The organism is Micromonospora sp. DT41 (assembly GCF_049841715.1).
GTDB classification, from domain to species: domain Bacteria; phylum Actinomycetota; class Actinomycetes; order Mycobacteriales; family Micromonosporaceae; genus Micromonospora; species Micromonospora profundi.
The window spans coordinates 429,159-455,217 of record NZ_JBNCKU010000003.1; the positions used below are offsets into that span (position 1 = coordinate 429,159).

Here is a 26,059-nt window from a genome sequence, read left to right on the forward strand (position 1 = left end):
TCCGCGCGCGGTAGCCTGCGCTCGTGTCCGCGCCGACCACCCCCGGTCCTGCCGTCGCCGACCTGCTGGGGCTTGTCGCCTTCGGCGAGTTGCTCGCCTTCGAACGGATGGCCGGCGACGCCCGACTCGCCCCCGACCTGCACCGCCGCGCCGGTCTGGACGAGATGGCGGCGGCCGAGATCGCCAACTACCGCAGGCTCGCCGACTGGCTCACCACGCTCGGCGTACTTCCCGAGGTCGCGATGGCGCCCTACGTGGAACCGTTGCAGGCGTACCACGACTCGACCGAGCCACGGGACTGGGCGGAGGTCGTCACCAAGGCGTACGTCGGTGACGCGATCACCGACGACTTCATCCGGGAGATCGCCGACGCGCTCGACGAGCCCGACCGGGCGCTGGTGCTGGATGTGCTGCACGACTCGCGCTACGCGGAGTTCGCCGCCACCGAGATCAGAGCGGCTGTCGCGGCCGACCCCCGCGTGGCCGGCCGGCTCTCCATGTGGGCCCGGCGGCTGGTCGGCGAGGCGTTGTCCCAGGCTGGCCGGGTTGCTGTCGAGCGGCCCGCGCTCACCACGCTGATCGCGCAGGGCGAGCGGGTCGATGTGCCGGGGCTGTTCGGGCGGCTCACCGCGGCGCACACCAGGCGAATGGCGACAGTCGGGCTTAACAACTGACCTACGCGCCGACTGTGCGGTCCCGGCCCGCGGCAGGTGGCCGACGCCGACCTGCCGCGATGGCCGGACCGGTCAGCGGACTGTGAAGCCGACCGCTCGGGGGGACGCCTCGGCGATCTCGACGTAGGCGACCTTCTCGACCGGAACGATGACCCGCCGGCCCTTCTCATCGGTCAGGGAGAGCGTGCCGCCATTGCCGGCGAAGGCGTCGGTCACGATCTGCTCGATCTCGGCCGGCGACTGCGCGCTGTCCAGAACCAGCTCGCGCGGCGCGTACTGCACGCCGATCTTGACCTCCACTGTGCCTCCTCAACTGGGGCGAAAGAACCGCCCTGCGAAGGCTATCCGATCACGGGGGCGGTGGTCAGGCTGACTCACCTTGCAGCGGGAAGCTCGCGATACCCCGCCACGACAACGCCGCCACCAACGCCTCGGCCTCCGCCTTGGGCACCTGCCGGCCCCGGGCAAGCCAGAACTGCGCGGCAGTCTCCGCAGCGCCCACCAGCCCGGAGGCGAGCAACTCGGCGTGCGCCCTGCTCACGCCGGTGTCCGAGATGATCGTGTCGGTGATCGCCGCGATGCAGCCCTGCTCGACCCGCTCCACCCGCTGCCGTACGGCCGGGTCGTTGCGCAGATCCGACTCGAAGACGAGACGGAACGCCTCGCTCTCGTGGTCGACGAAGTCGAAGTACGCCCGCACCGACGCGCTGACCCGCTCCTTGTTGTCGCTCGTGCCGTGCATCGCATCCTGCACTTTGGCAACGATGGCATCACAGTGCGTGTCGAGCAGGGCCAGATAGAGCTCCATCTTCCCCGGGAAGTGTTGATAGAGCACCGGCTTGGAAACCCCGGCCCGCTCGGCGATGTCGTCCATCGCCGCAGCGTGGTAACCCTGCGCGACGAACACCTCCTGCGCCGCTGCGAGCAGCTGCTTACGGCGCGCCGAACGGGGCAGGCGGGTGGGCCTGCCGGCGGTCTGTGCACCGTTCCCCACAGCGGTCATGGGATCCTCCGAGTTCTCCGTACGAGCCGGCATTTTCCCCCCAAGACGGGGCGGCCCGCGATCGCGTCGTGGAAATGGCCCGCCGCTGTAACTTATCGCCACTCTCCCCACACGGTAGCCTCAGCGGGGGCGACCAAGGAGCGCGCGGTGAGTGAAACAGGGCAACCCGGAGCCGCCACCCCGGGAGAGCACGGTGACGGAACGGGTCAGCACGACGACCCGGGCCGTTCCGGCGACGGGTGGGCGCCCCCGGCGGGCGGGTGGTCCCGAGCCGCCGAGCGCGAGGCTGCCCGGGAGCAGGCGCCACGCTGGCAGCCCGACCCCGCGTCCGGTTGGCGGGCCGCATCCGCGAGGCACGGCGACCTGCCTGCCCCGCTGGGCGGCAGGCCCACGGAGCCCGAGCCTCAGGCGCGTGTAAACGGTCACCACACCAACGGTGTCCGTCGCCCCGATCCGGAGACCAACGGCGCGGGGCGCGCCGACGCCGAAACCCACGGTGTACGCCCTCCCGGCGCCGATCTTCCGTCGAGCCGTCCCGCGCCGGTGAGCGCGCCGCCCGGGCTGACCGCGGAGGCCCGGTCCGACGCCTCCGGTGCCCGTCTGGTGGTGCCGGCCCAGCGCCCCGCGCCATCGGGCGAGCAGACGTCTGGCGAGACCGACACCGTGCGGCATTCCACGGCCGATCCGACGGGCCCGCGCAGCGCCCGCTGGGCCGACCCCAAGTTGCCCACCTCGACGCCGTCACCAGTCCAGGTGCCGCCCGTCGGCACCGCCGCCTCCGGTTTCGAGGTGCCGCCCGGCCTCCACGCGCCGACCGGCGAGCGGCAAGCCGCCGACGCCGAGCGTGCGTTCGACGGTGAGCGCGGCTTCGACGGTGAGCGCGGGCTTGACGGTGAACGCGGGCTTGACGGTGAGCGTGGCTTCGACGACGAGCGCGGGTTCGAGGCTGAACGTGGTCTCGACGGGCCGCGAGGCTCCGACGGGCCGCGAGGCTCCGACGCTCCGCGCGGTTTCCGCGGGCCGGCCGGGGAGCGTTCGGCCACCGATACCCCGCGCGGCTGGCGCGAGCCGGAGGCATCGGCCGACCCTGAGCGGGGTGCCGGGCACACCGACGACTCCGCGCCCGATCGCCCTGCCGGGGACACGCACCGGGCGGGGGAGTCGGCGACCATCGAGCCGGACTGGTCCGGGCCGAGCTGGAACCACCCGAGCCGGGGCAGTGGCTGGGAGCCGCCCTGGTCACGCCAGGCCAATGAGCCTGCCGGCCGTCAGGCACGGGACGAGTCCGCGCCGGGTTGGGTCGCCGAGCCCAACCGGCCGTACGAGCCGGTGCGCGCCGAGTCACCCCGCCCGTACGAGCCGGTGCGCGCCGACCCGCCGCAGGCGTACGACACGACCCGGGATGACCCGGACGCCGAGCCCGGCGCAGCCGCACGCTCGCCCTGGGCAGACGGCCCCGCCCCCACAAGCGGCCCACCGGCCGACGGCCCGTCGTGGGCAGGTGGTTCGGATCGGGCACCGGTGAGTGCTCCGCCGTCCCGCCCGTCGTGGGCTGGTGCTTCCGATGCGGCGCCGGTCAGTCCGCCCCCTCGCCCGTCCTGGGCCGGCCCGGCGTCGACCATCCCATCCCCGCCCCGGCCGTCCTGGGCCGGCGGTTCGGATCCGGCGCCGACCAGTGGCCCGCCGTCGCGTCCGTCGTGGTCCGGTTCGGATCCGGCGCCGACCAGTGGCCCGCCGTCGCGTCCGTCGTGGTCCGGTTCGGACCCGGCGCCGACCAGCGGTCCCCCGTCCCGTCCGCCCTGGTCCGGTCCCGATCCGGCGCCGACCAGCGGTCCGCCGTCCCGTCCGTCGTGGCCCGGCGACCCGACCCCCGTCAGCCCGCCTGCCGGCATGCGGCCGTCCTGGGCCGGCCCGGCGCCGACCGACGGCCCGGTGCCAACCGACAGTGCAGTGCGGACCGACGGCCCGGTGCGGACCGGCGGCCCCGTACGGACCGGCAGCCGAACGCCGGCCGACCTGCCGCCTGCGCCTGCCGGTCCACCGCCGACGCTCACCGATGCGCCACCACCACCGATCGCGCCGCCGGCGACTCCGCCGCTGGGGGAACCCGTCCCACCGGCGGAGCGCCCCTCCTGGGCCGGCGGAGCGCCGCCGACCCCGGCGAGCGCGGGTGCCGACCGGCCCGACTGGTCCGAAGGGCGCATACCAACGACCTCGACCGATCGGCCGTCCTGGCCGGCTGCCCGCCTGCCCGGCACACCTCGCGCGAGCGACGCTGGCGAGTCGGCCGGCCCGCTCCGCCCGGAGGCGCGCCCGGTCGCACCGTTCCGGCTCCGGCCGGAGCCGCCCGAGCCGTCCGGTCCGCCCGCCGCCGAGTCGCCCCGCACCGCTTCCCCGGCGACCGGTCCGTCCGCTGGCCCGCAGCCCTCAGCCGGTGCCGTTCCGGCCTCTACCAACAGTGGGTCCGGGCGTCACGACCGGCCCTCATCCACGTCCGTCCCTCCCTACGCCGCTCGCCGATCGGCCCCCGACCTGGCGTCGCCGGCCGATTCCGGCGGCGGCCGATTGCCGGACACCGCGGTGCTGCCGCAGCGCGTCCCCGCGGAACCGGACGTGCCCGTCGTGCCGGAGCCGCCAGCCGTGGAACCACCCGCCGAAACTCCCGAACTCGCCCGTATCGCCACCCACCTGCGACGCGACGACGAGCCCGCACCGCTGCGGGAGCGTCCCGAAGGGTTCGACGTCAACGCCATCCTGGACGCCGTACGGGAGGTGGCAGGTGTCCGCGACGCCGCGTTGCGCCGCACCCCGGCGGGCGCGCACAGCCTGCGACTGGACCTGGCTGACGGAGCCGACCCGGCCGAGGTGAGTCGGCAGGTCGCACGGCTGCTCCAGGAGCGGATGGGGCTCGCTGCCGCCCCACAGAACGTGCCGGGCCTGCCAACCGCCCCGCCACCACCGGTCCGCCGCCGCGCGGCCGACCCGCGTGCCGCCGAACCCACTGGCGCCGAGCCGCGCGACACCCTCGCGCAGGCGCGATCGGCCAGCGAGGCGGCGGCCGGTCGCCCGACCGGGAGCAGGGTCGAGGCCACACCTGCGGCCCCGGAGCGGTGGTCCGGCCCGGACGCCGCGCGTCGACGGAGGGCGGCCGCCCCGCACCGGGGCCGCGCCACAGTCGAGGAGCCCGGCTCGGTCTCGGCCGCGCCCGCCGGTGCGGCCACCGGCAGTCCGGCGACCGTGGGTACGTCGTACTCCGGTGGTCAGGTGACCACGACGGAGTCGGCGCCGTCGCGCCCGCTGGACACCGGCGGCACGCCGGGGCCGCGGGTGGTCATCGACCATGTGCAGGTAAGCACCTTCGGCCTGGACGCCAATGTGGAGGTCCGGCTGCTGGCCGGCGCCGAGAGCGCCGCCGGGTACTCCACCGGGCCGGCTGTGGACGGCTACGTGCTGCGTCTCTGCGCTGTGGCTGCGGCCGCCGCCGTGGACGAGTTGTTGAGCGGCGCCGAGAACGCCGAGCGTGGGCGCTGTTTCGTCGAGCACGCGGCGGTGGTGCCGTTCGGCAACTGCGAGGTGGCCACCGTTGTGGTGCTGCTTGTCTGCGAGGGTTGGGTCGAGCAGCTCGCCGGCTCGGCCCTGGTGGCAGGCGACCCCCGGCAGGCGGTGGTACGGGCCACGCTCGCGGCGGTCAACCGTCGGCTGGAGGCGCTGCTGTCCTGAGCGGTCCGGGGCAGACTGGAGGTATGAAGCGCGCGACCCTCTGGCCGGACCACCTCCTTCCCGAGGCCGACCTTCCGCCGCCGTGGCCGGGCCGGGAGGTCCGCTTCGGCGGCTCGGCGTTGTACGTGCGGGACACCCCCGCCACGTCCGCCGGTGCGGAGCCGGCGCTGTACGTGCACGGGCTGGGCGGCTCGTCGCAGAACTGGACGGATCTGGCCGGGCTGCTGGCCGACCGGTTGGACGGTCAGGCCATCGACCTGCCGGGTTTCGGCCGTAGTGAGCCGGGTCGCCGCTACACGATTCCGGCCTTCGCCGACCTGGTCATCAGGTGGATCGAGCACTCCGGCCGAGGGCCGGTCCACCTGTTCGGCAATTCGCTTGGCGGGGCGATCTCGGTGCAGGTGGCCGGGCTCCGGCCCGACCTGGTCCGTACCCTCACCCTGATCTCTCCGGCGCTGCCGTTCCTGGACTTCCGGCGCTCGTTGCAGGGTCGGATGCTGCCGGTGCTGGCGATTCCCGGTGGCGAGCGGCTGGTCGCCCGGTACCTCACCCAGCTCGCGCCCGAGATCATGGCCCAGCAGGTGCTGGAGGCGTGTGTCGCCGACCTGAGCCGGATCGGTGAGCAGCGCCGCGCCGAGGCGTTGGAGGAGATCCGGGTGCGCTATCAGGCGGCGCACTACGCGGCCGCGTACGTCCGGACGTTCCGGGGTCTGGTGTCCAGCTTCCTGCGGTCGTACCTGCCGGGGCCGGGTTCGCTGTGGCGGCTCGCCGGGTCGGTACGCGCGCCGGCGCTCGTTGTGGGTGGCCGGGAGGATCGCCTTGTCGACGTACGCGTCGCGCCGCAGACCGCCCGTGTCATCCCGGACAGTCGGCTGCTGATGCTTGACGGGGTCGGTCACGTGGCGCAGTTGGAGGTGCCCCGGCTGGTCGCCCGCGCTGTGGTTGGTCTGCTCGCCGAAACGGAGGAGTCCGGGCGGAGGTCTGATCTGGCAGGCTGAGCCGGATGCCCAGGTCTGCTCGCCGTCACCGGCGCTTCGCGTTGATCGCCCAGCTGGTGGCGGTGGTGGTGGCTGTCGTCGCGGCGGTGACAGTCGTCGCCGAGGGACCGGGCCGCAAGCCCGACCGGTTGTCCGCCGAGGAGGTCGGCCCGCCGCCGATTGTGGCCGGGCCGTTGCCACCGTCTGTCGAGCCGTCCCCGTCCCCGTCCGTGCCGCCGGTGACGCCGTCGAGCCTGCCGCCGGTGCTGCGGATGCCCGGGGCGGTGCCGACCGCGGGCACCGGCCGGTTCGGTTACGACGATCGCACCGGTCCCGTGCTGGGCCGTGCGGGTGCGCTGCGCAACTACCGGGTGGCTGTCGAGGCGGGCAGCAACGAGGACGCCGCCGCGTTCGGGCAGGCGGTCGAGACGGCGCTGGCCGGGCCGGGCAGTTGGGTCGACAGTGGCCGGTTGCGGTTGCGGCAGGTGCCGGGGGACGCGCCCAGGGACTTCACCGTCTACCTGGCGACCGCCCGTACGGCGGGTCGGATGTGTGCCGCCGGTGGGGTGAACATCTCGGTCGGTGGGCGGCCGTACACGTCGTGCCGCGCGTCCGGTCAAGTGATCATCAACTTGGATCGGTGGCGGCTGTCCGTGCCGCATTTCGTGGCGGCTGGTGTGCCGCTCTCGGTCTACCGGACGTACGTGGTCAATCACGAGGTGGGTCACCAGCTCGGGCACCGGCATGAGCGCTGCCCGGGTGCGGGCCGGCAGGCGCCGGTGATGATGCAGCAGACACTTTTCCTCAAGGGGTGCCGGGCCAATCCGTGGCCGTACCTGAACGGTCGGCGCTACTCCGGCCCTCCGCTCTGAGCTGCTGCTCCGACACGCCGACCGGGTTCGCCGCCTTCAGGCCGTCTTGCGTAAATAGCGGCAAAAGCGGAGATATGCCCGAATAATCTGGCAGGCTGGCACCATGATGCCGTCTGCCCCTTACGGCTCGCCCGAGCCGCCCGCGGACCGACCGGCGTACGAGGGCGCGCGTCCCACGCTCGTCCGGATGCGTCGACGGCGACGCCGCAGCCTGCTGCTCGGCGTACTCCTTCTCGCCACCGCCATCGGCGTGACACTGAGCCGGAGCGGCGAAGCCCCGGTCGAAGCGCCGGCCACCACCCAGGGCGGGATGGGGCACGGCGGAGGGCTGGGCGCCCACCCGGAGCCCACCGGGTATCCGTCGGTCGGGGCGGGCCGGTTCACAGCGGCCGACGGCGAGACACCTGTGCACGGCGAGGACGGGCCGTTGCGCCGCTACCGGGTCGTCGTGGAGCGCGGCACCGGCCAGGACGCCGCCGCGTTCGCCGCCCGGGTGGACGCGGTGCTCACCGACCCGCGCAGCTGGATCGCCTCCGGTGAGCTGCGGATCCAGCGGGTGGCCGACGCCGGAGCCGCCGACTTCACCATCTACCTGGCCACGCCTGTCACCTCCGAGCGGATGTGCGCCGAGGGCGGGCTGACCACCGAGCGCTACACGTCCTGTCGGCTGCCAGGTCAGGTCATCATCAACCTCGCCCGCTGGCAGGAGGCGGTGCCTGACTACGGGGCGCCGCTGGAGACGTACCGCACATATGTGATCAATCATGAGGTCGGTCACGAGTTCGGCGAGGATCACGAGGCGTGCCCCGGCCCGGGGGAGCCCGCGCCGGTGATGCAGCAGCAGACGTACGGGCTGCGGGGCTGTGTGGCGAACGCCTGGCCGTACCTGGACGGCCGTCGCTATTCGGGCGACATCGTGCCCTGATCGACCCCGGTCGTCGTTATTCCCGCTCCCGCATCGCGGGCCAGTGTCCTCCCTCATGGCCGAGAGGGGCTCCGGCGAGCAACAATGGCGCGGTTCGCACCGCCGATCCCGGGGAGTCCACCGTGTCGTTGCCCCCGCTCGTCGAACCCGCCGCCGAGCTGACCGTTGACGAGATCCGCCGCTACTCACGCCATCTGATCATCCCGGACGTCGGGGTGACCGGGCAGAAGCGGCTGAAGAACGCCCGGGTGCTCTGTGTCGGCGCCGGTGGCCTCGGCTCGCCCGCCCTCATGTACCTCGCTGCCGCAGGTGTCGGTACCCTCGGCATCATCGACTTCGACACCGTCGACGAGTCGAACCTCCAGCGCCAGATCATCCACGGCGTGTCCGACATCGGCCGCTCCAAGGCCGAGTCCGCCGCCGCGTCGATCCGCGAGATCAACCCGCTGGTCAACGTGGAGATCCACAACACCGCCCTGGACCGGGAGAACGTCCGCGAGATCTTCGCCCAGTACGACCTGATCGTGGACGGCACCGACAACTTCGCCACCCGTTACATGGTCAACGACGCGGCGGTGCTGCTCGGCAAGCCGTACGTCTGGGGCTCGATCTACCGGTTCGACGGTCAGGCGTCGGTGTTCTGGGCCGAGCACGGCCCCTGCTACCGGTGCCTCTACCCGGAGCCCCCGCCGCCGGGCATGGTCCCGTCCTGCGCCGAGGGCGGCGTGCTCGGGGTGCTCTGCGCGTCGATCGGGTCGATCCAGGTCAACGAGGCGATCAAGCTGCTCGCCGGCGTCGGCGAGCCGCTTGTCGGCCGCCTGATGGTCTACGACGCCCTGGAGATGGAGTACCGCAAGATCAAGGTCCGCAAGGACCCGAACTGCGTGCTCTGCGGCGAGAACCCGACGGTCACCGACCTGCTGGAGGACTACGAGGACTTCTGCGGCGCGGTCTCCGAGGAGGCCCAGGAGGCGACCCTCGACTCGACGATCACCGCCTTGGAGCTCAAGGAGTGGCAGGACGCCGGCAAGGACATCTTCCTCGTCGACGTGCGCGAGCCGGCCGAGTACGAGATCGTCCGGATCCCCGGCTCCACCCTGATCCCCAAGGGCGACATCCTCTCCGGTGAGGCCCTCGCGAAGCTGCCGCAGGACCGGCAGGTAGTGCTGCACTGCAAGTCCGGTGTCCGCTCGGCGGAGGCTCTCGCCGCGCTCAAGGCGGCCGGGTTCCGTGACGCCGTGCACGTGCAGGGCGGCGTGCTGTCCTGGATCAAGCAGATCGACCCGTCGCTGCCCGCGTACTGACCGGTTGGCTCGGGGCTGCGGTGCACGCCGCGCCCCGAGCCGCCCCCGGTACGACGAGCGCCCCCACGGCAAGCCCGTCGACAGTGCGGCAAATCGACGCGTAAGCGCTCCGAGCAGCCCTGTGACCGGAGCGTCGCAGCCATACCGGCCTGGCCGATTCCCCGAGGCGGTATCACGTCTGCGCAGGTAGCGTCTCTGCCGTGGTCGACTTGAATGCCGCGATCGGGTTCGTCGTGGCGCATGGGGATGCGGTGGAGCGTGCCCGCCTCTCCTGGCTGCGCAACGGCACACCCCCGCCTCCGGAGGTGTTGGAGACCGCTGAGGTCGGCCAGTCGCCCGACGGTGGGTGGCCCGCTATGTGGGGCGGCGAGATCGCCTCGGTCGACGCCACCTGCTTCCGGCTCGCCGAGTTGGACGACCTGGGCGCGCTGGCCCGTCCCGCCGCACGCCGCGCCCTGGACTGGTTGGCGTCCCGGCAGCAGGCCGACGGCGGCTGGGACGAGGACGCCTCGCTCGCCGGTTCGGCTCCGGAGTGGGCCCGCCCCGGCGACCCGGAGGCCAAGCTCTTCCTCACCGGCAACGCCGGGTTCTGGCTCACTGTCGCCGGCCTGGACGCCCGAGCCTCCGGCCCGCTCGATCACCGCGTCGGCGGGGCGTACGCCGGGGTGGTGCAGGCGGCGGCCCATTCGATCGCCGCGCGACTGCGCCCGGACGGCAGTTGGCCGTCGTTCCTCGCCGCCGGGTGGCTGAGCGCTGCCGTCCTGCACCGGCAGGACATGTTCCAGGAGTCCGCGCGGATCCAGGTGGTGCTCGCCGAGCGGATGCCGAAGATGTCCCCGGGCGACGTCGCCTGGCTGGCGGCCACGCTGCGCCGGGTCGGCATCGACCTCCAGGACTGGATCATGGTGCGTGCCCTGCGGCGACTGACCGAGACCCAGCGCAGCGACGGCGGTTGGGAGAGCGAGGACGGCCACCAGTTCGACGTGCACTCCACGCTGTCGGCGATCCGCGCCTGCCGCCCGGCGACGGTGCCCGGTCAGAAGCGGCCCGCCCTCCAGGCCGGCGGGCCGCCCGTCCGCCCGGAGGACAGGCCGCCGGTCCGCCCGACTGCGGTGCCGCCTGTCCATCAGACGGCAGTGCCGCCCGCCCGTCCGGAGGCGGTGCCGCCGGCCCGCCAGGTTGCCGTGCCGCCCGTCGGCCAGACGGCCGTGCCGCCCGTTCGCCAGGCTGCAGTGCCGCCCGTTTGGCGGGAGACCGGGCCGTCGGGGCTGGCGGAGACCGCCGGTTGAGCCGCCGCGTCAGCGCAGGTGACCGTTGCCTGTGACGACGTACTTGGTGCTTGTCAGCTCGGGCAGGCCCATCGGGCCGCGGGCGTGCAGCTTCTGCGTCGAGATGCCGATCTCCGCGCCGAACCCGAACTCGCCCCCGTCGGTGAACCGGGTGGAGGCGTTCACCATCACCGCCGCCGCGTCGACACGGGCCACGAAGTCGCGGGCCGCGTTCGCCGAGTCGGTGAGGATCGCCTCGGTGTGCCCGGTGCCGTACTCGCGGATGTGCGCGACCGCCGCGTCAAGTGAGTCGACCACCGCCACGGAAATGTCAGCCGACAGGTATTCGGTGGCGTAGTCCTCCTCGGTGGCCGGGACCACCGCCGGGGAGTACGCGGCCACCTCGGGGGAGCCGTGCACTGTCACCCCGGCCTCGGCGAACGCGGCGAGCATCGGCGGCAGGAACGCGTCGGCGACGTCGGCGTGCACCAGCAGCGACTCGGCGGTGTTGCAGGTGGACAGCCGCTGGGTCTTGGCGTTCAGCGTCACGGCCACGGCCTGCGAGACGTCCGCTGCGGCGTCGACGTACACGTGGCAGTTGCCCACCCCGGTCTCGATCACCGGCACTGTGGACTCCTCCACCACGGTGCGGATCAGCGACGCGCCGCCGCGCGGAATCAGCACGTCGACGAGCCCTCGGGCGCGCATCAACTCCTTTACCGACTCGCGGGAGCTGGCGTCGAGCAACTGCACAGCGTCGGCGGGCAGCCCCGCCTCGGCGACCGCGTCCCGCAGCACCGCCACCAGAGCGGCGTTCGAGTGCGCGGCCGAGGACGACCCGCGCAGAAGGGCGGCGTTGCCGGACTTCAGGCAGATGCCGGCGGCGTCCACCGTGACGTTGGGGCGCGCCTCGTAGATGATGCCGACCACCCCGAACGGCACCCGGATCTGGCGCAGCTCAAGGCCGTTGGGCAGTGTCGAGCCCCGGACCACCTCGCCTACCGGGTCGGGCAGCGCGGCCATCTGGCGCAACGCGTCCGCGATGCCGGCCACCCGGCCCGCGTCGAGCGCGAGTCGGTCCAACACGGCCGCGCTGAGCCCGGCTTCCCGACCGGCCGCGAGGTCCGCCTCGTTCGCGGTCAGGATCTCCGGTGTACGCGTGACAAGCGCGTCGGCCATCGCGACAAGCGCGGCGTCCTTGACGGTACGGGTGGCCACTGCCAGAGTCGCGGCGGCGTCCCGCGCCCGTCGAGCCTGCTCGGCGACGCTCATTCTGCACTCCTTTGGTGTTAGGAAGGGCCCCCTATACAACGCCAGGCGTTAATAAGGTGCCCTTGCTTACAGCAGTACGAGGTCGTCGCGGTGGACGACCTCCCGTTCGTAGGCCGGGCCGAGCGCCGCGGCGAGTTCGGAGGTGGAGCGACCGAGCAGCCCGGGCAGCTCCACCGCGTCGTAGTTGACCAGCCCACGGGCGACCGGAGCGCCAGCGGTGTCGACGAGGTCGACCGGGTCGCCGGCGGTGAACGTGCCGTCCACGGCGGTGATGCCGGCGGGCAGCAGCGACTTGCGTCGCCCGACGACGGCGGCCACGGCGCCCGGGTCGAGGTGCAGCCGGCCGCGTGGCGAGGTGGCGTGGGCAAGCCAGAACAGCCGGGCCGTCGGGCGCTGGCGCTGCGGGTGGAACAGGGTGCCGACCGGGTCGCCGGCCAGCACCGGTGCGGCCAGGTCGGCGGAGGTGAGCACCACCGGAATGCCGAAGCCGGTGGCGATCCGGGCCGCCTCGACCTTCGTCACCATGCCGCCGGTGCCGACGCCAGACCGGCCGGCGCCGCCGATGGTGATGCCGGCGAGGTCCTCGTCGCCGCGGACCTCCGTGATCCGGGTCGACTGCGGGCGGGCCGGGTCGCCGGTCCAGAGCGCGTCCACGTCGGAGAGGAGCACCAGCAGGTCGGCGTGCACAAGTGCGGCCACCAGCGCGGCGAGCCGGTCGTTGTCGCCGAACCTGATCTCGTCGGTGGCGACCGTGTCGTTCTCGTTGACGATCGGCACCGCGTGCAGGTCGAGCAGCTTGCGCAGCGTGCGGTACGCGTTGCGGTAGTGCGCCCGCCGGGTCACGTCGTCGACGGTGAGCAGCACCTGCCCGACGGTCAGGCCGTGGCGGGCGAAGCTGGCGGCGTACCTGCCGATCAGCAGGCCCTGGCCGACGCTGGCGGCGGCCTGCTGGGTGGCCAGGTCGCGCGGGCGTCGGGTCAGCCCGAGCGGGACGAGACCGGCGGCGATCGCGCCCGAGGAGACAAGCACCACCTCGCGCCCCTGGGCGGCGAGCCGACCGAGGGTGTCGACAAGCGCGTCGACGCGCTCGTCGGCCAGTCCGCCCGTGGCGGTGGTCAACGAGGAGGATCCGATCTTGACGACGACCCGCCGGGCCGCCGTGACTGCGTCACGCACCCGCCCATTCTGCGTGGTCAGGACAGCGTCGCCCGGCGGCCTTCCCATATGGTGGCCGATTGTGACACCTGACGAGTACGTCGAGGCGGTGCTCGACCTTGTCGAGCGGATCCCGCAGGGTCGGGTGATGTCGTACGGGGCGGTCGCCGACGCACTGGCCGAGCGGTCGGGGCGAGCTTCGGCCCGGCTGGTGGGCAACATCATGGCCCGGCACGGTGGCTCGGTGCCCTGGCACCGCGTGGTGACCTCGTCCGGTCGGCTGCCGCCAGGGCACGAGCGGGAGGCGCGGGCGCGGCTGCGGGCCGAGGGGGCGCCGTTGCGCGGCGAGGGAGTGGACATCGCGGCGGCTGGCTGGTCGCCGGATGAGGGGATGTGACGCGTGCCATAACGTGAGTAACATTCGGCCCCATGAACCAGCCGCCGGGTGCCGCCGGCCCGTCCGCTGTCGGTCAGTCCGCCAGCTCGTCCGCTGTCGGCCCGCAGGATGCCGATCCGGGTGCCGCCGGCGCGCCAGCCCTCGGGCCACCGGACGCTGGTGTGGCAGCCGGTCCGCTTCCTCGTCCGGTGCACGCCGGATATGCGCTCGGATCGTTGGCCACCGGAGCGTTCGGCACAGTGCCCGGCCTGCTGCTGCTGCCGTACCTGACCGACACGCTTGGTGTGGCCGCCGGCCTGGCCGCCCTGCTGGTGCTGCTGCCCAAGGCGTGGGACGTCCTGGTCAACCCGGTCGCCGGACGGATCTCCGACCGCACCCGGTCGCGCTGGGGCGCCCGCCGGCCGTACCTGCTCGTCGCCGGCCTCGCGCTCGCCGTGCTGTTCGCGAGCATCTTCGCCGCACCGTTCGGCAACGGTCCGGCCGCCGTGGCGTACGTGGCGCTCGCCTTCCTGGCCACTGCCACCGCGTTCGCCTTCTTCCAGGTGCCGTACGTGGCGATGCCTGCCGAGATGACCGACGACTACACCGAGCGCACCAGGCTGATGACCTGGCGGATCGCCGTACTGGCGCTTGCCATCCTGGTCTCCGGCGCGGTGGCCCCGCTGGTGGTGACCGCCGGCGGCGACGGTGTGCCCGGGCACCGGTGGATGGGCCTGTTCGTGGCGGTGCTCATCGCCGTCGGTGCCGTCGGTGCGTTCATCGGCACCAGGTCCGCGCCGAGCGGCGTGGTGGGCGCGAGCGAGCCGACGCTGCGCGCCCAGCTGGCGGTGGCCGGCGCCAATCGACCGTTCCGGGCGTTGCTGATCTGCTTCGTGGTGCAGTCCGCCGGGGTGGCGACGATCCTCGCCGGGGTCAACTACTTCGCCGGGCAGATCCTGCGCGACGAGCGGAGCGGCCCGACCCTGCTGTTCGTCTGCTTCGTCGGGCCGGCGCTGCTGGTGATGCCGCTCTGGTCCCGCGTCGGTGCCCGGCTGGGCAAGCGGGCAGCGCTGGTCGTCGCCGCGCTGATCCTCGCCGCCGGGGCGCTCGGCCTGGTCGCCGCCCCGGTGCTGCCGGCGGTCGCCGTCTACCTTGTGGTCGCGGTGATCGGCGTCGGGTACGCCGGTCAGCAGGTGTTCGCGCTGGCAATGCTGCCGGACTGCATCGCGTACGACACGGCGCGCACCGGCCGGCGGCAGGCCGGCGTCTTCACCGGCCTCTGGACCGCCGGGGAGACCTTCGGTCTGGCCCTCGGCCCCGGCATCTACGGCCTGGTGCTCCAGATCTCCGGGTACGTCTCCTCCGACACCGGCACGGCGGCAACCCAGTCCGACACGGCGAGACTGGGCGTCCTGCTCGGCTTCACGGTCCTGCCAGCACTACTGATAGCCCCGCCCCTCCTGCTGCTACGCCGCTACAACCTGACCCCGGCGGTCCTAGCCGCAGCCACACCCCATGGGCGCGTCGATCATGGAGTTGTGGTGGGGGATGAAAGCCGCTGACCGGTACAAGAAAGGCACCACGACTCCATGATCGACGATGAGAGCAGGGTTTTGGGCGGGGCTTTGTCCCGGGACGGGGTGGCGGCTGAGGAGGTTCTGGCTGAGGTTCGCCGGTTGCGTTCCGGTGATCGGCCTACGCACGGGGGGCGGTTGTTCGCCTACGTCTACGACCCGGCTGTGCCCGGGTTGGACGACCTCGCCGCTGCTGCGCACCGGGAGAGCGCGCACGTCAACGGGCTCGACCCGACGGCGTTCCCGTCCCTGCTGGCCATGGAGAACGCGCTGGTCGGCGCGGCCGGCCGGGTGCTCGGCGGTGGGCCGGGAACGGCAGCGCCGGACGTGGTCGGCAGCGTCACCAGCGGCGGCACCGAGTCGCTGATCCTCGCCGTCAAGACCGCCCGGGACGCGCACCCGGAGATCACCGCACCGCGGATCGTGGTGCCGTCGACCGCGCACGCCGCGTTCGCCAAGGCGGCGCACTACCTGCGGGTGGCGCTTGACGTGGTGCCGGTCCCGGTGACCACGCTTCGCCCCGACCCGGCCGCGATGGCAGCGGCGATCCGCCCGGAGACGGTGCTTGTAGCCTGCTCCGCGCCGTCGTACGCGCACGGGGTGGTGGACCCGGTCGCCGAGATCGCCGCAGTGGCCGCCGACGCCGGGGTGCGCTGCCACGTCGACGCCTGCTTCGGCGGCTGGACCCTGCCGTACCTGCGCCGCCTCGGTGAGCCGGTGCCGGCGTTCGACTTCGCGGTGCCCGGGGTCACCTCGATCTCGGTGGACCTGCACAAGTACGCGTACGCGCCGAAGGGCGTGTCGGTGCTGCTGCACCGGGATGCCGCGCTACGCGCTCCGCAGTACTTCGCGTACGCGGACTGGCCCGGCTACACGATGATCAATCCGGTGATCGCGTCCACCCGTTCGGGCGGGCCGATCGCCGCCGCGTACGCGACCCTGCGGCATCTGGGCGACGCCGGCTATCTGCGGTTGGCCACCGTCACCCGGGACGCGGTCGCCGGCCTGGCCGACGCCGTTCGTGCCGTCGACGGCCTGCGGCTCATGGCCGAGCCGGAGTCCACAGTGGTCTGCTTCACCGCCACCGAGGGCGGGCCCGACCTGTTCGTCCTGGTCGACGAGTTGACCGCGCGTGGCTGGCACACCCAGCCCCAACTGTCGTACGCCGGCCTGCCGGCAAGCGTGCACCTCACGGTGACCGCGGCGGTCGCGCCTCGGGTGGCCGAGTTCGGCCCGGACCTCGTCGAGGCCGTGGCGGCGGCGCGTGCCGCCGGCCCGGTGCGGCTGCCGGCCGAGTTGGCCGCTCTTGTCGGTGCGCTGACCCCGGAGGCGCTGACCCCGGAACTGGTCGTCGGCCTGGCCGCCGGGCTGGGGCTCGGCGGCCAGGCCGACGGTGACGGATCGGGCGCGGGGCCGCTGCCGGAGCGGATGGCGCTTGTGAACACGTTGCTCGACGCCGCGCCCCCGGCGCTGCGCGAGCGGCTGCTTGTGGAGTTCGTCGGGTTGCTGCAACGTCCCACTTGGTAGAGCCGCCGGTGCCCCGCCCCTACGGGCAGGGCACCGGTAGCTCAGCCGAGATTCAGGGTCACCTTGTTGTCGTCCGGTTTGAGGTCGCGCCATCTGCGGTCCTGCCGGTCCCAGTGCGTGACGGCGATGTTCTGCGGAGCCATGTACTCCTGCCGCGCCCCACCGGGAATCAACTCCTCGAACGTGTACCGGCGAGTCTCGCCAGCCGGTATTCCGGGGAGCATGCACACGGAGTTGTCAGGCTCCGTCGTCGGCGGCTTCCCGCACTTCGACCAGTCGCCGCCGGTCGGCTCGCCCAGGCCCAATCCGCGGAAGCTGATCCGCTCCACGTCGCGGGGTCCGACATTCTTGACGGTCAGGACGGTGGTGAGATATTGCCGAGCGTCGTTCTCGACGAACGCACCCAGCTTGTACGTCATGGTCAACCGCAGGTCGGTGAGCCGTGGGTCCTTTCCGAACTTCGTCGGACCGTCGGTCTGGGTGAACCGGTCGCCCTCCCACCGGTAGGTGCGCTGCTGTTCCTGCGCCCAGTACGTCGGGATGTCACAGCACGGCTGGAGATCGGCCACCCGCACCTCGATCGAGCCGGCGGTGGTCACCTTCAGGCCGCGGATGTCCTCGATCCCGTCGGTCGTGCGGACGACGCGACCGAGTGGCACGATCTGCCCACTGTCGTTTCGGTCGAAGGCGACGACCTGCTTCGCCAACGCCTCGCCGTAGCGGCAGGCGACGACGGCGACTGTCTCGTCGGCGCCGTCTGCGTCCACGTCGGCGTGGCCCACGGGTATGTCGGTGAGCAGCGGCACGAAGTCCTTGTTCGAGCTGGTCGCCAGCCGCACCTTCGAGGTGGTGCAGCTCTCCGGCGCGACCGACGGCCAGGCCGGCAGGTCGAGGCGGGCGGCGAGCAGTTGCGCCCGGCTGATCCGGCCGTCCGGGGCGCCAGGAGCGGTCGAGGGTGTCGAGCTCGGCGACTCGCTTACGGACGGTGTCGGCAGCGTCCCCGTCGTCGGCGGGGCCGTCGGATCGACCGTCTGCGCCGGGACCGGTGCGCTCCGCTCGCCGTTGAGCGCGGCGTTCGCGACGACCGGTGCCAGCACCAGGACGACGGCCGCGGTGGCAACGGCCACCGCCCTCGTCTGCCGGCGTCGGCGCAGGGTGCGTCGGGCCAGGTCGGGACCTGGGCTGACCACCTGGGTGGTGACATCGGCGCGGTACGCGGTGAACCGCTCCCGCAGTCGGGGTTCGAGATCAGACATCGGACACCCCCTCGGTGTTGTCGTCGAGCAGTCCGGCCAGGGTTGTCCGGCCTCGGTGCAGCCAGGACTTGACGGTGCCCTCGGCCACCCCTTCCTGGAGAGCGATCTGGTTTACCGACAGGTCGGCCAGGTAGTGCAGGATGACGGCCCGCCGGTGGTTGGCGGGAAGTTTCGCGAGCGCCGCGTCGATGGCCACCCGGTCCGGTGTGGGGCCGTCCACCTCGGCTTCGACCCGTCGCTGCCGCAGGAGGTGGTTGCGTGCGGTACGCAACCGGCGCCAGCGGCTGCGGGCCAGGTTCCACGCGACCCGTCGTACCCAGGCCACCGGATCGTCGTAGCGGACGAGGCGGTCCCAGCGTGCCAGCGCCCGGCAGAAGGCCTCCTGAGCCAGGTCCTGCGCGTGGCCAAGATCCCCCGTGTACGCGCACAGCTGCGTGGTGACACTCCGGAAGTGCGCGTGGTAGAACTCGTCGAAGCTGATCGTCACCACGTTCAGCCCGCTGACGGTCAGCGCCGCAGGTGGTTCGTTGGCACGGGCTCCCATCGTTGCTGTCACTGCCCCTCCCCGTTGCTGTCGGGCCGGTTGCCCCAAGCGCGGGTAACACTCCACAGCAACGGGTGTGGTTGCAGACCGTCCTGCCGTGAACCCGACTATCCGCCGCTTTCGTCCGGGTCGCCACCGGCACCCGGAGTCGTCCTGGGAGCTGTGGTTGACTGTCGTGGGGACAGGAGGGAGGCGGTCGTGCAGCTACCGGCAGTGCTCGGCGAGCCGATCCGGTTCGTGCTGAACTGGGGGCGGCGCTACTCGCTCTGGGTGTTCAACTTCGGCCTGGCCTGCTGCGCGATCGAGTTCATCGCCACAAGCATGGGCCGGCACGACTTCATGCGGCTCGGGGTGATCCCGTTCGCCCACGGCCCCCGGCAGGCCGACCTGATGGTCGTCTCCGGCACGGTGACCGACAAGATGGCTCCGGCGATCAAGCGGCTCTACGACCAGATGCCCGAGCCGAAGTACGTCATCTCGTTCGGCGCCTGCTCCAACTGCGGCGGCCCCTACTGGGATTCGTACTCGGTGACGAAGGGCGTCGACCAGATCATCCCCGTCGACGTGTACGTGCCCGGCTGCCCGCCCCGGCCGGAGGCGCTGCTGCACGGCATCCTGCGCCTTCAGGAGAAGATCGCCGCCGAGCAGGCCGGCATCGGCGGGGTGTCCCGCCCGGACCTGCTCGCCGCGCCACTGGACACCGCACCCCGCGAGGCCGCTGCGCCACGCTCCGTCGACTCGCTCACCGCCCCGCCGGTACGCCCGCCATCGGCTGATTGACGCCCACGGTGGCCGGGCGGGGCTAGCCTGCGCAGCATGAGCAACTCCGTGGACAAGCGCTCCGCCCACATCATCGACGTGCTCACCGAGGAGTTCGGCGCGTCGATGGCGATGGACCCGGCCGCCTTCCGCCGCAAGTTCCGCAAAATGGCCGCGTCACCGTTCGCCTTCTACCGGGGCAGCGCCGCGCTGTTCTACGCCGACCAGCGCGGCGACTTCGCCGACGACCGGTTCCTCGACGAGCGGACCAGCCGGGTGTGGATCCACGGTGACCTGCACGCGGAGAACTTCGGCACCTACATGAACGCCTCCGGGCAGCTCGTGTTCAACGTCAACGACTTCGACGAGGCGTACGTGGGGCCGTTCACCTGGGACCTGCGACGGTTCGCGGCAAGCGTGGCGCTGCTTGGCTACAGCAAGGCGCTCTCGGATGCGGTGATCGGTGAGTTGGTGGCCGGCTTCGCCGGGTCGTACCTGACCGAGCTGCGGGCGATCGCCGCCGGCGGGGACGACGCGATCGGCTCGATCACCCTGGACAACGCCGACGGGGTGCTGCGTCGGGTGCTCCAGCAGGCCCGGCTCAACACGCGGGTCGACCTGCTCGCCGCGCAGACCACCGTCGACAACTACGAGCGGCGGTTCTCGATCGGCGACGGGGTCTTCGCTGTCGACGGCGACACCCGGGGCAATGTCGTCGCGGCCTTCCAGGAGTACCTGGGCACCCTGCCCGCCACGTCGACCCGGCCCCGCCCGCTCGCCGCACAGATCAAGGACGTGGTGCTGCGCAAGGGTGTCGGCATCGGATCGGCCGGGCTGCCGTCGTACAACCTGCTGCTGGAGGGGCACACCCAGGCGCTGGAGAACGACGTCGTGATCTACATGAAGCAGGCGCAGGTGCCGGCGGTGGCCCGGTACAGCACCGACGAGTCGGTGCGGAACTACTTCCGGCACCAGGGGCACCGGACCGCCGAGTCGCAGCGGGCGTTGCAGGCGCACGCCGACCCATGGTTGGGCTTCACCGAGCTGGACGGGGTGGGCCAGCTCGTCGCGGAGGTCTCCCCGTACGCCGCCGACCTGGACTGGGCGGACGTCAACGAGCCGGAGGACCTGACCGGAATCCTTGCCGACCTGGGCCGGGCGGTGGCCCGGATGCACTCGGTCGCCGACGACGAGTCCAGTCACGACCTGGTGGACTACTCCACCGAGGAGGCGATAGTGGCGGCGGTGGGCTCCGACGAGTCGGGCTTCGTCACCCACCTGGTGGACTTCGCGCACGCGTACGGGGTGCGTGCCCGGCAGGATCACCAGCTCTTCGTGGACCTGTTCCGCAACGGTCGGCTGCCCGGCATCTGAGCGGTGGCCCGCCGCTCAGGACGCGAAGTCCAGCACCACCTTGATGTCGTCCGGTCCGGCGGTGTACGCCTCGGCGTACCCCTCCACAGGCATCCGCCGGGTGATCAGCGAGCTGAGCCAGTTGTGGTCGGCCTGGGCGAGCGCCTGCGCGGCGAGGTCCCAGTGCCGGCGGTTGGCGTTCACCGAGCCGAACACCACGGTGTTGTCCAGCACCAACTCCCGGTTGAGGGCGCCCGCGTCGAAGTCGATGCGCCGACCGCCGCTGGACACCCCGGCAAGGCAGACGATGCCGGTCGGGGCCGCCTTGCACATCACGTCGAGGACCACCGTGGGCGCGCCGGTGCACTCGACCACGACGTCCGGCTCGATGGGAACGTCGTTCACCGACACCGTGTGGTAGGTGGCGCCGAGCGCGGCGACCAACTCGGGCTTCGGCCCGCCGCTCGCCCGGTCCAGCACGTGGACGGCGAACCCGCGTTGGGTGGCGAGCAGCGCGGCAAGCAACCCGATCGGCCCGGCCCCGGTCACCAGGACGGTTTGCGGCTGCCACTCGGCCCGGTGCCCGATGCGCTCGATGTGGTCCCACGCCTTTGCCACCACGCTCGTGGGCTCCAGCAGCACACCGACGCGTGACAACGCCGGATCGAGCTTGACGGCGAAGTGGGGTTGGATCCGCCACCGGTCGCGGGCGAAGCCGGCCAGCGCCTTGATCCCGTGCTCGGTGAACAGGCCGTTGCGGCACATGTCCCACTCGCCGACCGCGCAGTTGGAGCAGGGGACCGGGTCGGGGTGCCTGACGATCCCGGCCACCAGGTCGCCGGGTTGCAGGGTGCCCGTCGGGTCCTCCAGCACCCGGCCCAACGACTCGTGCCCGATGACCAGCCGGTCCGCGCCGGGCGGCGCCTCGCCGTACAGACCGGCGATGATCTCGTGGTCGGTGCCGCAGATGCCCACCGACAGCGCCTCGACAAGGATCGCGCCCTCTTCGGGTGCCGGCTCCGGCTGATCCTGGATCAGGCTCAGCGAGTTGGCGACTCCGGGTTCCACAGTCACAGCGCGCACACCCTCATCTTTCCCCGCCGGCCGTCGCGTCGCCCCGCAAAGCCGGCAGATCGCCGGACGCTTGTGGTCCGGCGCGGGCCGGGCCGGTGCCGGACCGACGCCCTAGGATCAGCGGCATGACTCCCGAAGAGGTCGGCGCTCGGCTGGTCGCGCTGCTCGCGCCGGTCGAGGCGACCCCGTCGGTCTCCGGCGGGCAGCAGTACGCCCGGGCCACCGTCGACGTACCCCCGTCGAGCTGGTCGGCCGCGGTGCGCGCAGCACGCGACGACACCGAGCTGGCCTGCGACTACTTCGACTGGCTGTCGGCGGTGGACGAGCTGGCCGAGGGCTTCGACGTGGTGGCTCATCTCTGGTCGACGCGGCTGCGGCACGGCGTGCTGCTGCGCACCCGGCTGCCGCGCGAGGCGCCGACGGTGGCCTCGGTGGTCGACGTCTACCCGGGTGCCGCCTGGCACGAGCGGGAGACCCACGAGATGTTCGGCATCGGCTTCGACGGCCACGGGGAACTGCGACCGCTGCTGCTGCCGCCGGAGTTCGAGGGCCATCCGCTGCGCAAGGAGTTCGTGCTCGCCTCCCGGGTGGCCAAGCCCTGGCCCGGAGCGAAGGAACCGGGCGAGTCGGAGGCCGGCGGTGGCCGTCGACCGATCCGCCCGCCGGGCGTGCCCGCCCCGGGTGAGTGGGGGACCGTCCCCACCCCTGCGGGTGCGGGCGGCGTGGGAGAGGGGCCGCGCGGCGGCACCCCGGCTCGACCAGCCGGTGAGCGGCCCGCCCGTCCGGCACCGGGGGCCCGTCCGGCGCGTACCCCCCGGGCCGCCGCCCCTGCCGACGGCCGGGCGCCGACCGGCAAGCCGGCGCCCGGCGCGGGCCCGGCCGCCGGCGAGCCTGCACCCGGCGCGGGCCCGGCCGCCGGCGAGCCCGGGGCCGACGCTGCCGCGCGTGACGGGGCCGGGCCGGGCGCGAGCGCGGCGGACCAGCCCGTGCCGGGCGGCGGGCCGGTAGCGGACCCGCCAGGACGCGACGACCGCACCGACCACGACGGGGGTACGCCCTGATGCCGCTCTGGGTGGAGTTGGTGCTCCGGATCGGCGGCGTGGTTGTCGCGTTCCTCACGCTGCCGCTGCTTGTCGGTCAGGCCGAGCACAAGGTGATGGCCCACATGCAGGGTCGCCTGGGCCCGATGTACGCGGGCGGCTTCCACGGCTGGGCGCAGCTCGTGGCCGACGGCGTCAAGTTCGTCCAGAAGGAGGACATCACACCGCGTGAGGCGGACCGGGCGGTGTTCCGGCTGGCGCCGGCGGTGGCGCTCGTGCCGTACCTGCTGGTGCTGCTCGTCATCCCGCTCGGCCCGAACGACCTGGTCGGGCAACCGTTGGACATCGGCCTGTTCTTCGTGCTGGCCGTTGTCGGCGTCGGTGTGGTGGCGGTGCTCATGTCGGCGTGGGCGTCGGCAAACAAGTACAGCCTGCTTGGTGGGCTGCGCGGGGCCGCACAGTTGCTCGGCTACGAACTGCCGCTGGTGCTGGCGGCGGCCTCGGTGGCGATGGCGGCGGGCACGCTGAGCCTGTCCGGCATCGTCGAGGCGTGGCAGCCGTGGTGGCTCATCTGGCAGGCGCCCGCGATGATCATTTTCTTCGTGGCCGGGCTGGCCGAGATCCGCCGGCCGCCGTTCGACATGCCGGTGGCCGACTCGGAGCTGGTGTTCGGCTACATGACCGAGTACACGGGTCTGCGCTTCGCGTTCTTCCTCCTCGCCGAGTACGTGGGCATCGTGGTGATCGCCGCGCTGACCACTGTGCTGTTCCTCGGCGGTTGGCAGGGCCCGTTCGCCGACGACCAGCTGGGTTGGCTCTGGACGTTGCTCAAGGTCTTCGCCGTCGCATTCGTGATCATCTGGCTGCGGGTGTCGTACCCGCGTCTGCGCGAGGACCAGCTCCAGCGGCTCTGCTGGCTGGTGCTGGTGCCGGCCGCCCTGGCCCAGCTGGTCCTCACGGCAGCTGTCCGTGTAGCCCTGTAACCCAAGCCCACCCCCGCCCTCGCCCCGCCCCCACCCCACCCCACCCCACCGCGCCGATCTTGCACTTTCTGCCTCGACAAAATGTGGCCAACCAGGCATACCGGCGTCACAAAGTGCAAGATCGCGGAGGTGGCGGGGTGGTGGCGGCGCGGTGGGGTTGGGGCTCAGCGCAGCGGGGTGTGGGCCGGGTCTACCGGCTCGGCCGGGGGCGGGGGTGGGGTGCCGTCGCCGAAGGGGCGGCCACCGAGGGCTTCCCGACCGTGCGGGGTGAGCCAGTTGGACAGGTCGGGGCCGAGCGGGACGATCCCGGTCGGGTTGATGTCCCGGTGCACCTCGTAGTAGTGCCGCTTGATGTGGTCGAAGTCGATGGTGTCGCCGAACCCGGGGGTCTGGAACAGGTCCCGGGCGTACGCCCACAGCACCGGCATCTCGCTCAGCTTCTGCCTGTTGCACTTGAAGTGGCCGTGGTAGACCGGATCGAACCGGACCAGTGTGGTGAACAGCCGCACGTCGGCCTCGGTGATGGTGTCGCCGACCAGGTACCGCTGGTCGGTCAGCCGCGCGGTCAACCAGTCCAGCCTGTCGAAGAGCCTGTGGTACGCCTTCTCGTACGCCTCCTGGCTGCCCGCGAACCCACACCGGTAGACACCGTTGTTGACGTCGGCGAACACCGCGCCGTTGACCTCGTCGATCTGCTCCCGCAGGTGCTCGGGATACAGCTGCGGCGCGCCCGCACGGTGGTAGGCCGTCCACTCCGTGGAGAGGTCGAGGCTCATCTGCGCGTAGTCGTTCGTCACCACCTGCCCGGTCGGCACGTCGACGATCGCCGGCACCGTGATGCCCCGCTCGTAGCCGGGGAAGCGCTTGAAGTACGCCTCCTGGATGCGTTCGATGCCGAGCACCGGGTCCCGCCCGCCGGGGTCGAGGTCGAAGGTCCAACTGCGGGCGTCGTGGGTCGGGCCGGCCACCGCCATCGAGATGGCGTCCTCAAGGCCGAGCAGCCGCCGCACGATGATCAGGCGGTTGGCCCACGGGCAGGCTCGGCTGACCGCCAGCCGGTACCTGCCCGGCTCGACCGGATAGCCGTCCCGCCCGTCCATGGTGATCCGGGTGGCGATGTAGCGCTGGTCCCGGGTGAACTCGCCGCCCGGCTCGACGTATTTGCCGCCTGTTTCCTCGCCCACGTCGCCCTCCTGGTCAGGTCAGTGTCTGTTCCCATCCTTACTGATCTCCAACCTGTTGATGCGGTGAGCCCGGCTACCCTGCCGTCATGACGGATGTCCAGGCGGCGGCGCGCCGCTTCGTCGCCGACGTGTGGAACGCCCGCCAGGAGGAGTCGGCGTACGAGTTGATCGCCGACGAGTGCCCCGGGCTGGGCGGCACCGGGCCGGAGGCGACGCTTGCCTGGCACCGCGAGCGGCGGGCGGCCTTCCCGGACCTGCGCTACAAGATCGTGGACGTGGTGGCCGCCGGTGAGCGGGTCGCCGTGCACTGGCGGGCGGCCGGCACCCACGCGGGCCAGTTCGGGCCGGTGCCTCCGACCGGTCAGGTGGTCAGCTACTCGGGTGCGACGTTCCTGCGGTTCGACGCGGCGGGCCGGATCGTCGAGGTGTGGAGCTGCACCGAGCTGTTCCAACTGCTCCAGCAGCTCGGCGTCGAGATGCTGCCGCCGGTCGGCGGGTTCACCGCCCCCGGGGCGTGAGCCGCTCTCGGCGTCGGCCACAGTCCCGCCGCAGACCTGCGGGGGGTGGTCGCGCGCGCCGGTGCCACAGGGCAGGATGGTCGACATGACCGACCCCAGCGAGCACGGCGACCCGGCCGGCGACGCCAGCGAGCGCGGCCTGCCCGGCGCGGGCCTGGTAAAGGGGCTGGCGGTCACCTTCAAGACGATGACCAGCCGCTCGACCACCCAGCAGTACCCGGACGTCGCCCCCGAGCTGCCGCCCCGCTCGCGTGGCGTGATCGCCCTGTCGGAGGAGAACTGCACGGTCTGCATGCTCTGCGCCCGCGAGTGTCCGGACTGGTGCATCTACATCGACTCGCACAAGGAGGAGGTGGCGGTGCCCGGCGCCGCCCGCCCCCGCCAGCGCAACGTCCTCGACAAGTTCGACATCGACTTCTCCCTCTGCATGTACTGCGGCATCTGCATCGAGGTCTGCCCGTTCGACGCGCTCTACTGGTCGCCGGAGTTCGAGTACGCCGAGTACGACATCAAGGACCTGCTGCACGACAAGGCCCACCTGGGCCAGTGGATGGCCACGGTTCCACCGCCGCCCGCCCACGACCCCAACGGCGAGCCGGCGAAGGAGGAGACAGCGGCCGCGCGCAAGGCCGCCGTGCGTCCGGCCCCTTCCGCCGTACGCCCCGAACCGGGTTCCGCGTCGTGACACCGCGAACGGCGGA

At 72.4% G+C, this 26,059-nt stretch carries 23 protein-coding genes and 2 pseudogenes; 16 read left to right on the forward strand and 9 right to left on the reverse strand.

Features of this window, described 5'->3' with window-relative positions:
• The first annotated feature begins 23 nt into the window (after nt 1-23).
• Nucleotides 24-674, forward strand: a complete 651-nt coding sequence (locus ACLQ23_RS08375) for a ferritin-like fold-containing protein (RefSeq protein WP_425880491.1) — start codon at nt 24-26, stop codon at nt 672-674.
• A 72-nt stretch (nt 675-746) separates the two neighbouring features.
• Here ACLQ23_RS08375 and ACLQ23_RS08380 read toward each other — a convergent pair whose 3' ends face one another.
• The 3 genes from ACLQ23_RS08380 to ACLQ23_RS08390 form a co-directional block, all read right to left on the reverse strand.
• Nucleotides 747-974, reverse strand: a complete 228-nt coding sequence (locus tag ACLQ23_RS08380) for a DUF3107 domain-containing protein (RefSeq protein ID WP_030329796.1) — start codon at nt 972-974, stop codon at nt 747-749.
• A 64-nt stretch (nt 975-1,038) separates the two neighbouring features.
• Nucleotides 1,039-1,677 (reverse strand): TetR/AcrR family transcriptional regulator, encoded by a 639-nt coding sequence (locus ACLQ23_RS08385; RefSeq protein ID WP_355589511.1) that lies wholly within the window; start codon nt 1,675-1,677, stop codon nt 1,039-1,041.
• Between the two features lie 741 nt (nt 1,678-2,418).
• Nucleotides 2,419-2,784, reverse strand: a complete 366-nt coding sequence (locus ACLQ23_RS08390) for a hypothetical protein (RefSeq protein ID WP_425880504.1) — start codon at nt 2,782-2,784, stop codon at nt 2,419-2,421.
• 912 nt (nt 2,785-3,696) lie between these two features.
• On the opposite strand from ACLQ23_RS08390, the pseudogene ACLQ23_RS08395 reads away from it, so the two are divergent.
• From ACLQ23_RS08395 to ACLQ23_RS08420, 6 genes and pseudogenes are all read left to right on the forward strand, one after another.
• Nucleotides 3,697-5,397 (forward strand): annotated as a pseudogene (locus ACLQ23_RS08395) (hypothetical protein); the annotation flags it as partial.
• A 23-nt stretch (nt 5,398-5,420) separates the two neighbouring features.
• Nucleotides 5,421-6,395, forward strand: coding sequence for an alpha/beta fold hydrolase (locus tag ACLQ23_RS08400; protein ID WP_355589509.1), 975 nt, complete (start codon nt 5,421-5,423; stop codon nt 6,393-6,395).
• Nucleotides 6,396-6,400: 5 nt separating this feature from the next.
• Nucleotides 6,401-7,246, forward strand: a complete 846-nt coding sequence (locus ACLQ23_RS08405) for a DUF3152 domain-containing protein (protein WP_355589507.1) — start codon at nt 6,401-6,403, stop codon at nt 7,244-7,246.
• Nucleotides 7,247-7,433: 187 nt separating this feature from the next.
• Complete coding sequence (locus tag ACLQ23_RS08410; protein WP_425735138.1) at nt 7,434-8,171, forward strand: DUF3152 domain-containing protein; 738 nt, start codon at nt 7,434-7,436, stop codon at nt 8,169-8,171.
• A 122-nt stretch (nt 8,172-8,293) separates the two neighbouring features.
• Nucleotides 8,294-9,475 carry an adenylyltransferase/sulfurtransferase MoeZ gene (gene moeZ / locus ACLQ23_RS08415; protein ID WP_377667041.1) on the forward strand — a complete coding sequence of 394 codons (1,182 nt, stop codon included), beginning with the start codon at nt 8,294-8,296 and terminating at the stop codon, nt 9,473-9,475.
• A gap of 200 nt (nt 9,476-9,675) precedes the next feature.
• Nucleotides 9,676-10,764: a squalene--hopene cyclase gene (locus tag ACLQ23_RS08420; protein WP_425880492.1), complete on the forward strand. Its 1,089-nt coding sequence runs from the start codon at nt 9,676-9,678 to the stop codon at nt 10,762-10,764.
• A gap of 9 nt (nt 10,765-10,773) precedes the next feature.
• On the opposite strand, the gene ACLQ23_RS08425 is transcribed toward ACLQ23_RS08420, so the two are convergent.
• Together ACLQ23_RS08425 and proB are read right to left on the reverse strand one after the other, a co-directional pair.
• On the reverse strand, nt 10,774-12,015 hold the full coding sequence (locus ACLQ23_RS08425; RefSeq protein WP_355589503.1) for a glutamate-5-semialdehyde dehydrogenase: 1,242 nt from the start codon (nt 12,013-12,015) through the stop codon (nt 10,774-10,776).
• A 66-nt stretch (nt 12,016-12,081) separates the two neighbouring features.
• On the reverse strand, nt 12,082-13,191 hold the full coding sequence (proB, locus tag ACLQ23_RS08430) for a glutamate 5-kinase (RefSeq protein ID WP_355589501.1): 1,110 nt from the start codon (nt 13,189-13,191) through the stop codon (nt 12,082-12,084).
• Between the two features lie 61 nt (nt 13,192-13,252).
• Here proB and ACLQ23_RS08435 point away from each other — a divergent pair, with 61 nt between their 5' ends.
• From ACLQ23_RS08435 to ACLQ23_RS08445, 3 genes are read left to right on the forward strand one after another with little or no spacing between them, the layout of a single operon-like run.
• Entirely contained in the window at nt 13,253-13,567 is a 315-nt protein-coding gene (locus tag ACLQ23_RS08435; protein WP_167946957.1) for an MGMT family protein, read from the forward strand.
• A gap of 32 nt (nt 13,568-13,599) precedes the next feature.
• Nucleotides 13,600-15,108, forward strand: coding sequence for an MFS transporter (locus tag ACLQ23_RS08440; protein ID WP_355589499.1), 1,509 nt, complete (start codon nt 13,600-13,602; stop codon nt 15,106-15,108).
• A gap of 27 nt (nt 15,109-15,135) precedes the next feature.
• On the forward strand, nt 15,136-16,647 hold the full coding sequence (locus tag ACLQ23_RS08445) for a pyridoxal phosphate-dependent decarboxylase family protein (protein WP_425880493.1): 1,512 nt from the start codon (nt 15,136-15,138) through the stop codon (nt 16,645-16,647).
• Nucleotides 16,648-16,688: 41 nt separating this feature from the next.
• Here ACLQ23_RS08445 and ACLQ23_RS08450 read toward each other — a convergent pair whose 3' ends face one another.
• Both ACLQ23_RS08450 and ACLQ23_RS08455 read right to left on the reverse strand, forming a co-directional pair.
• Complete coding sequence (locus tag ACLQ23_RS08450) at nt 16,689-17,903, reverse strand: hypothetical protein (protein WP_425880494.1); 1,215 nt, start codon at nt 17,901-17,903, stop codon at nt 16,689-16,691.
• The gene (locus ACLQ23_RS08455) at nt 17,896-18,459 is read right to left on the reverse strand and encodes a SigE family RNA polymerase sigma factor (RefSeq protein ID WP_355589493.1); all 564 of its coding nucleotides are present in this window, start codon (nt 18,457-18,459) and stop codon (nt 17,896-17,898) included. Before ACLQ23_RS08455 ends, ACLQ23_RS08450 begins: the two co-directional genes overlap by 8 nt.
• A 186-nt stretch (nt 18,460-18,645) precedes the next feature.
• On the opposite strand from ACLQ23_RS08455, the gene ACLQ23_RS08460 reads away from it, so the two are divergent.
• Both ACLQ23_RS08460 and ACLQ23_RS08465 read left to right on the forward strand, forming a co-directional pair.
• Nucleotides 18,646-19,227 (forward strand): NADH-quinone oxidoreductase subunit B, encoded by a 582-nt coding sequence (locus ACLQ23_RS08460; protein ID WP_355589491.1) that lies wholly within the window; start codon nt 18,646-18,648, stop codon nt 19,225-19,227.
• Between the two features lie 36 nt (nt 19,228-19,263).
• The gene (locus ACLQ23_RS08465; RefSeq protein WP_355631921.1) at nt 19,264-20,580 is read left to right on the forward strand and encodes a DUF2252 domain-containing protein; all 1,317 of its coding nucleotides are present in this window, start codon (nt 19,264-19,266) and stop codon (nt 20,578-20,580) included.
• Between the two features lie 15 nt (nt 20,581-20,595).
• Here ACLQ23_RS08465 and ACLQ23_RS08470 read toward each other — a convergent pair whose 3' ends face one another.
• On the reverse strand, nt 20,596-21,642 hold the full coding sequence (locus tag ACLQ23_RS08470) for a glucose 1-dehydrogenase (protein WP_355589488.1): 1,047 nt from the start codon (nt 21,640-21,642) through the stop codon (nt 20,596-20,598).
• A 116-nt stretch (nt 21,643-21,758) separates the two neighbouring features.
• Here ACLQ23_RS08470 and ACLQ23_RS08475 point away from each other — a divergent pair.
• Both ACLQ23_RS08475 and nuoH read left to right on the forward strand, forming a co-directional pair.
• Nucleotides 21,759-22,355: pseudogene (locus ACLQ23_RS08475) on the forward strand (NADH-quinone oxidoreductase subunit C); the annotation flags it as partial.
• Between the two features lie 338 nt (nt 22,356-22,693).
• Entirely contained in the window at nt 22,694-23,656 is a 963-nt protein-coding gene (gene nuoH, locus ACLQ23_RS08480; RefSeq protein ID WP_053654030.1) for an NADH-quinone oxidoreductase subunit NuoH, read from the forward strand.
• Between the two features lie 164 nt (nt 23,657-23,820).
• On the opposite strand, the gene ACLQ23_RS08485 is transcribed toward nuoH, so the two are convergent.
• Nucleotides 23,821-24,840, reverse strand: coding sequence for a glutathione S-transferase family protein (locus ACLQ23_RS08485; protein ID WP_355589486.1), 1,020 nt, complete (start codon nt 24,838-24,840; stop codon nt 23,821-23,823).
• 86 nt (nt 24,841-24,926) lie between these two features.
• Here ACLQ23_RS08485 and ACLQ23_RS08490 point away from each other — a divergent pair, with 86 nt between their 5' ends.
• A complete protein-coding gene (locus tag ACLQ23_RS08490; RefSeq protein WP_355589484.1) occupies nt 24,927-25,358 on the forward strand; it encodes an ester cyclase in 432 nt (143 codons plus the stop codon).
• 85 nt (nt 25,359-25,443) lie between these two features.
• Nucleotides 25,444-26,043 (forward strand): NuoI/complex I 23 kDa subunit family protein, encoded by a 600-nt coding sequence (locus ACLQ23_RS08495; protein WP_425734821.1) that lies wholly within the window; start codon nt 25,444-25,446, stop codon nt 26,041-26,043.
• The last annotated feature ends 16 nt before the right edge of the window (nt 26,044-26,059 follow it).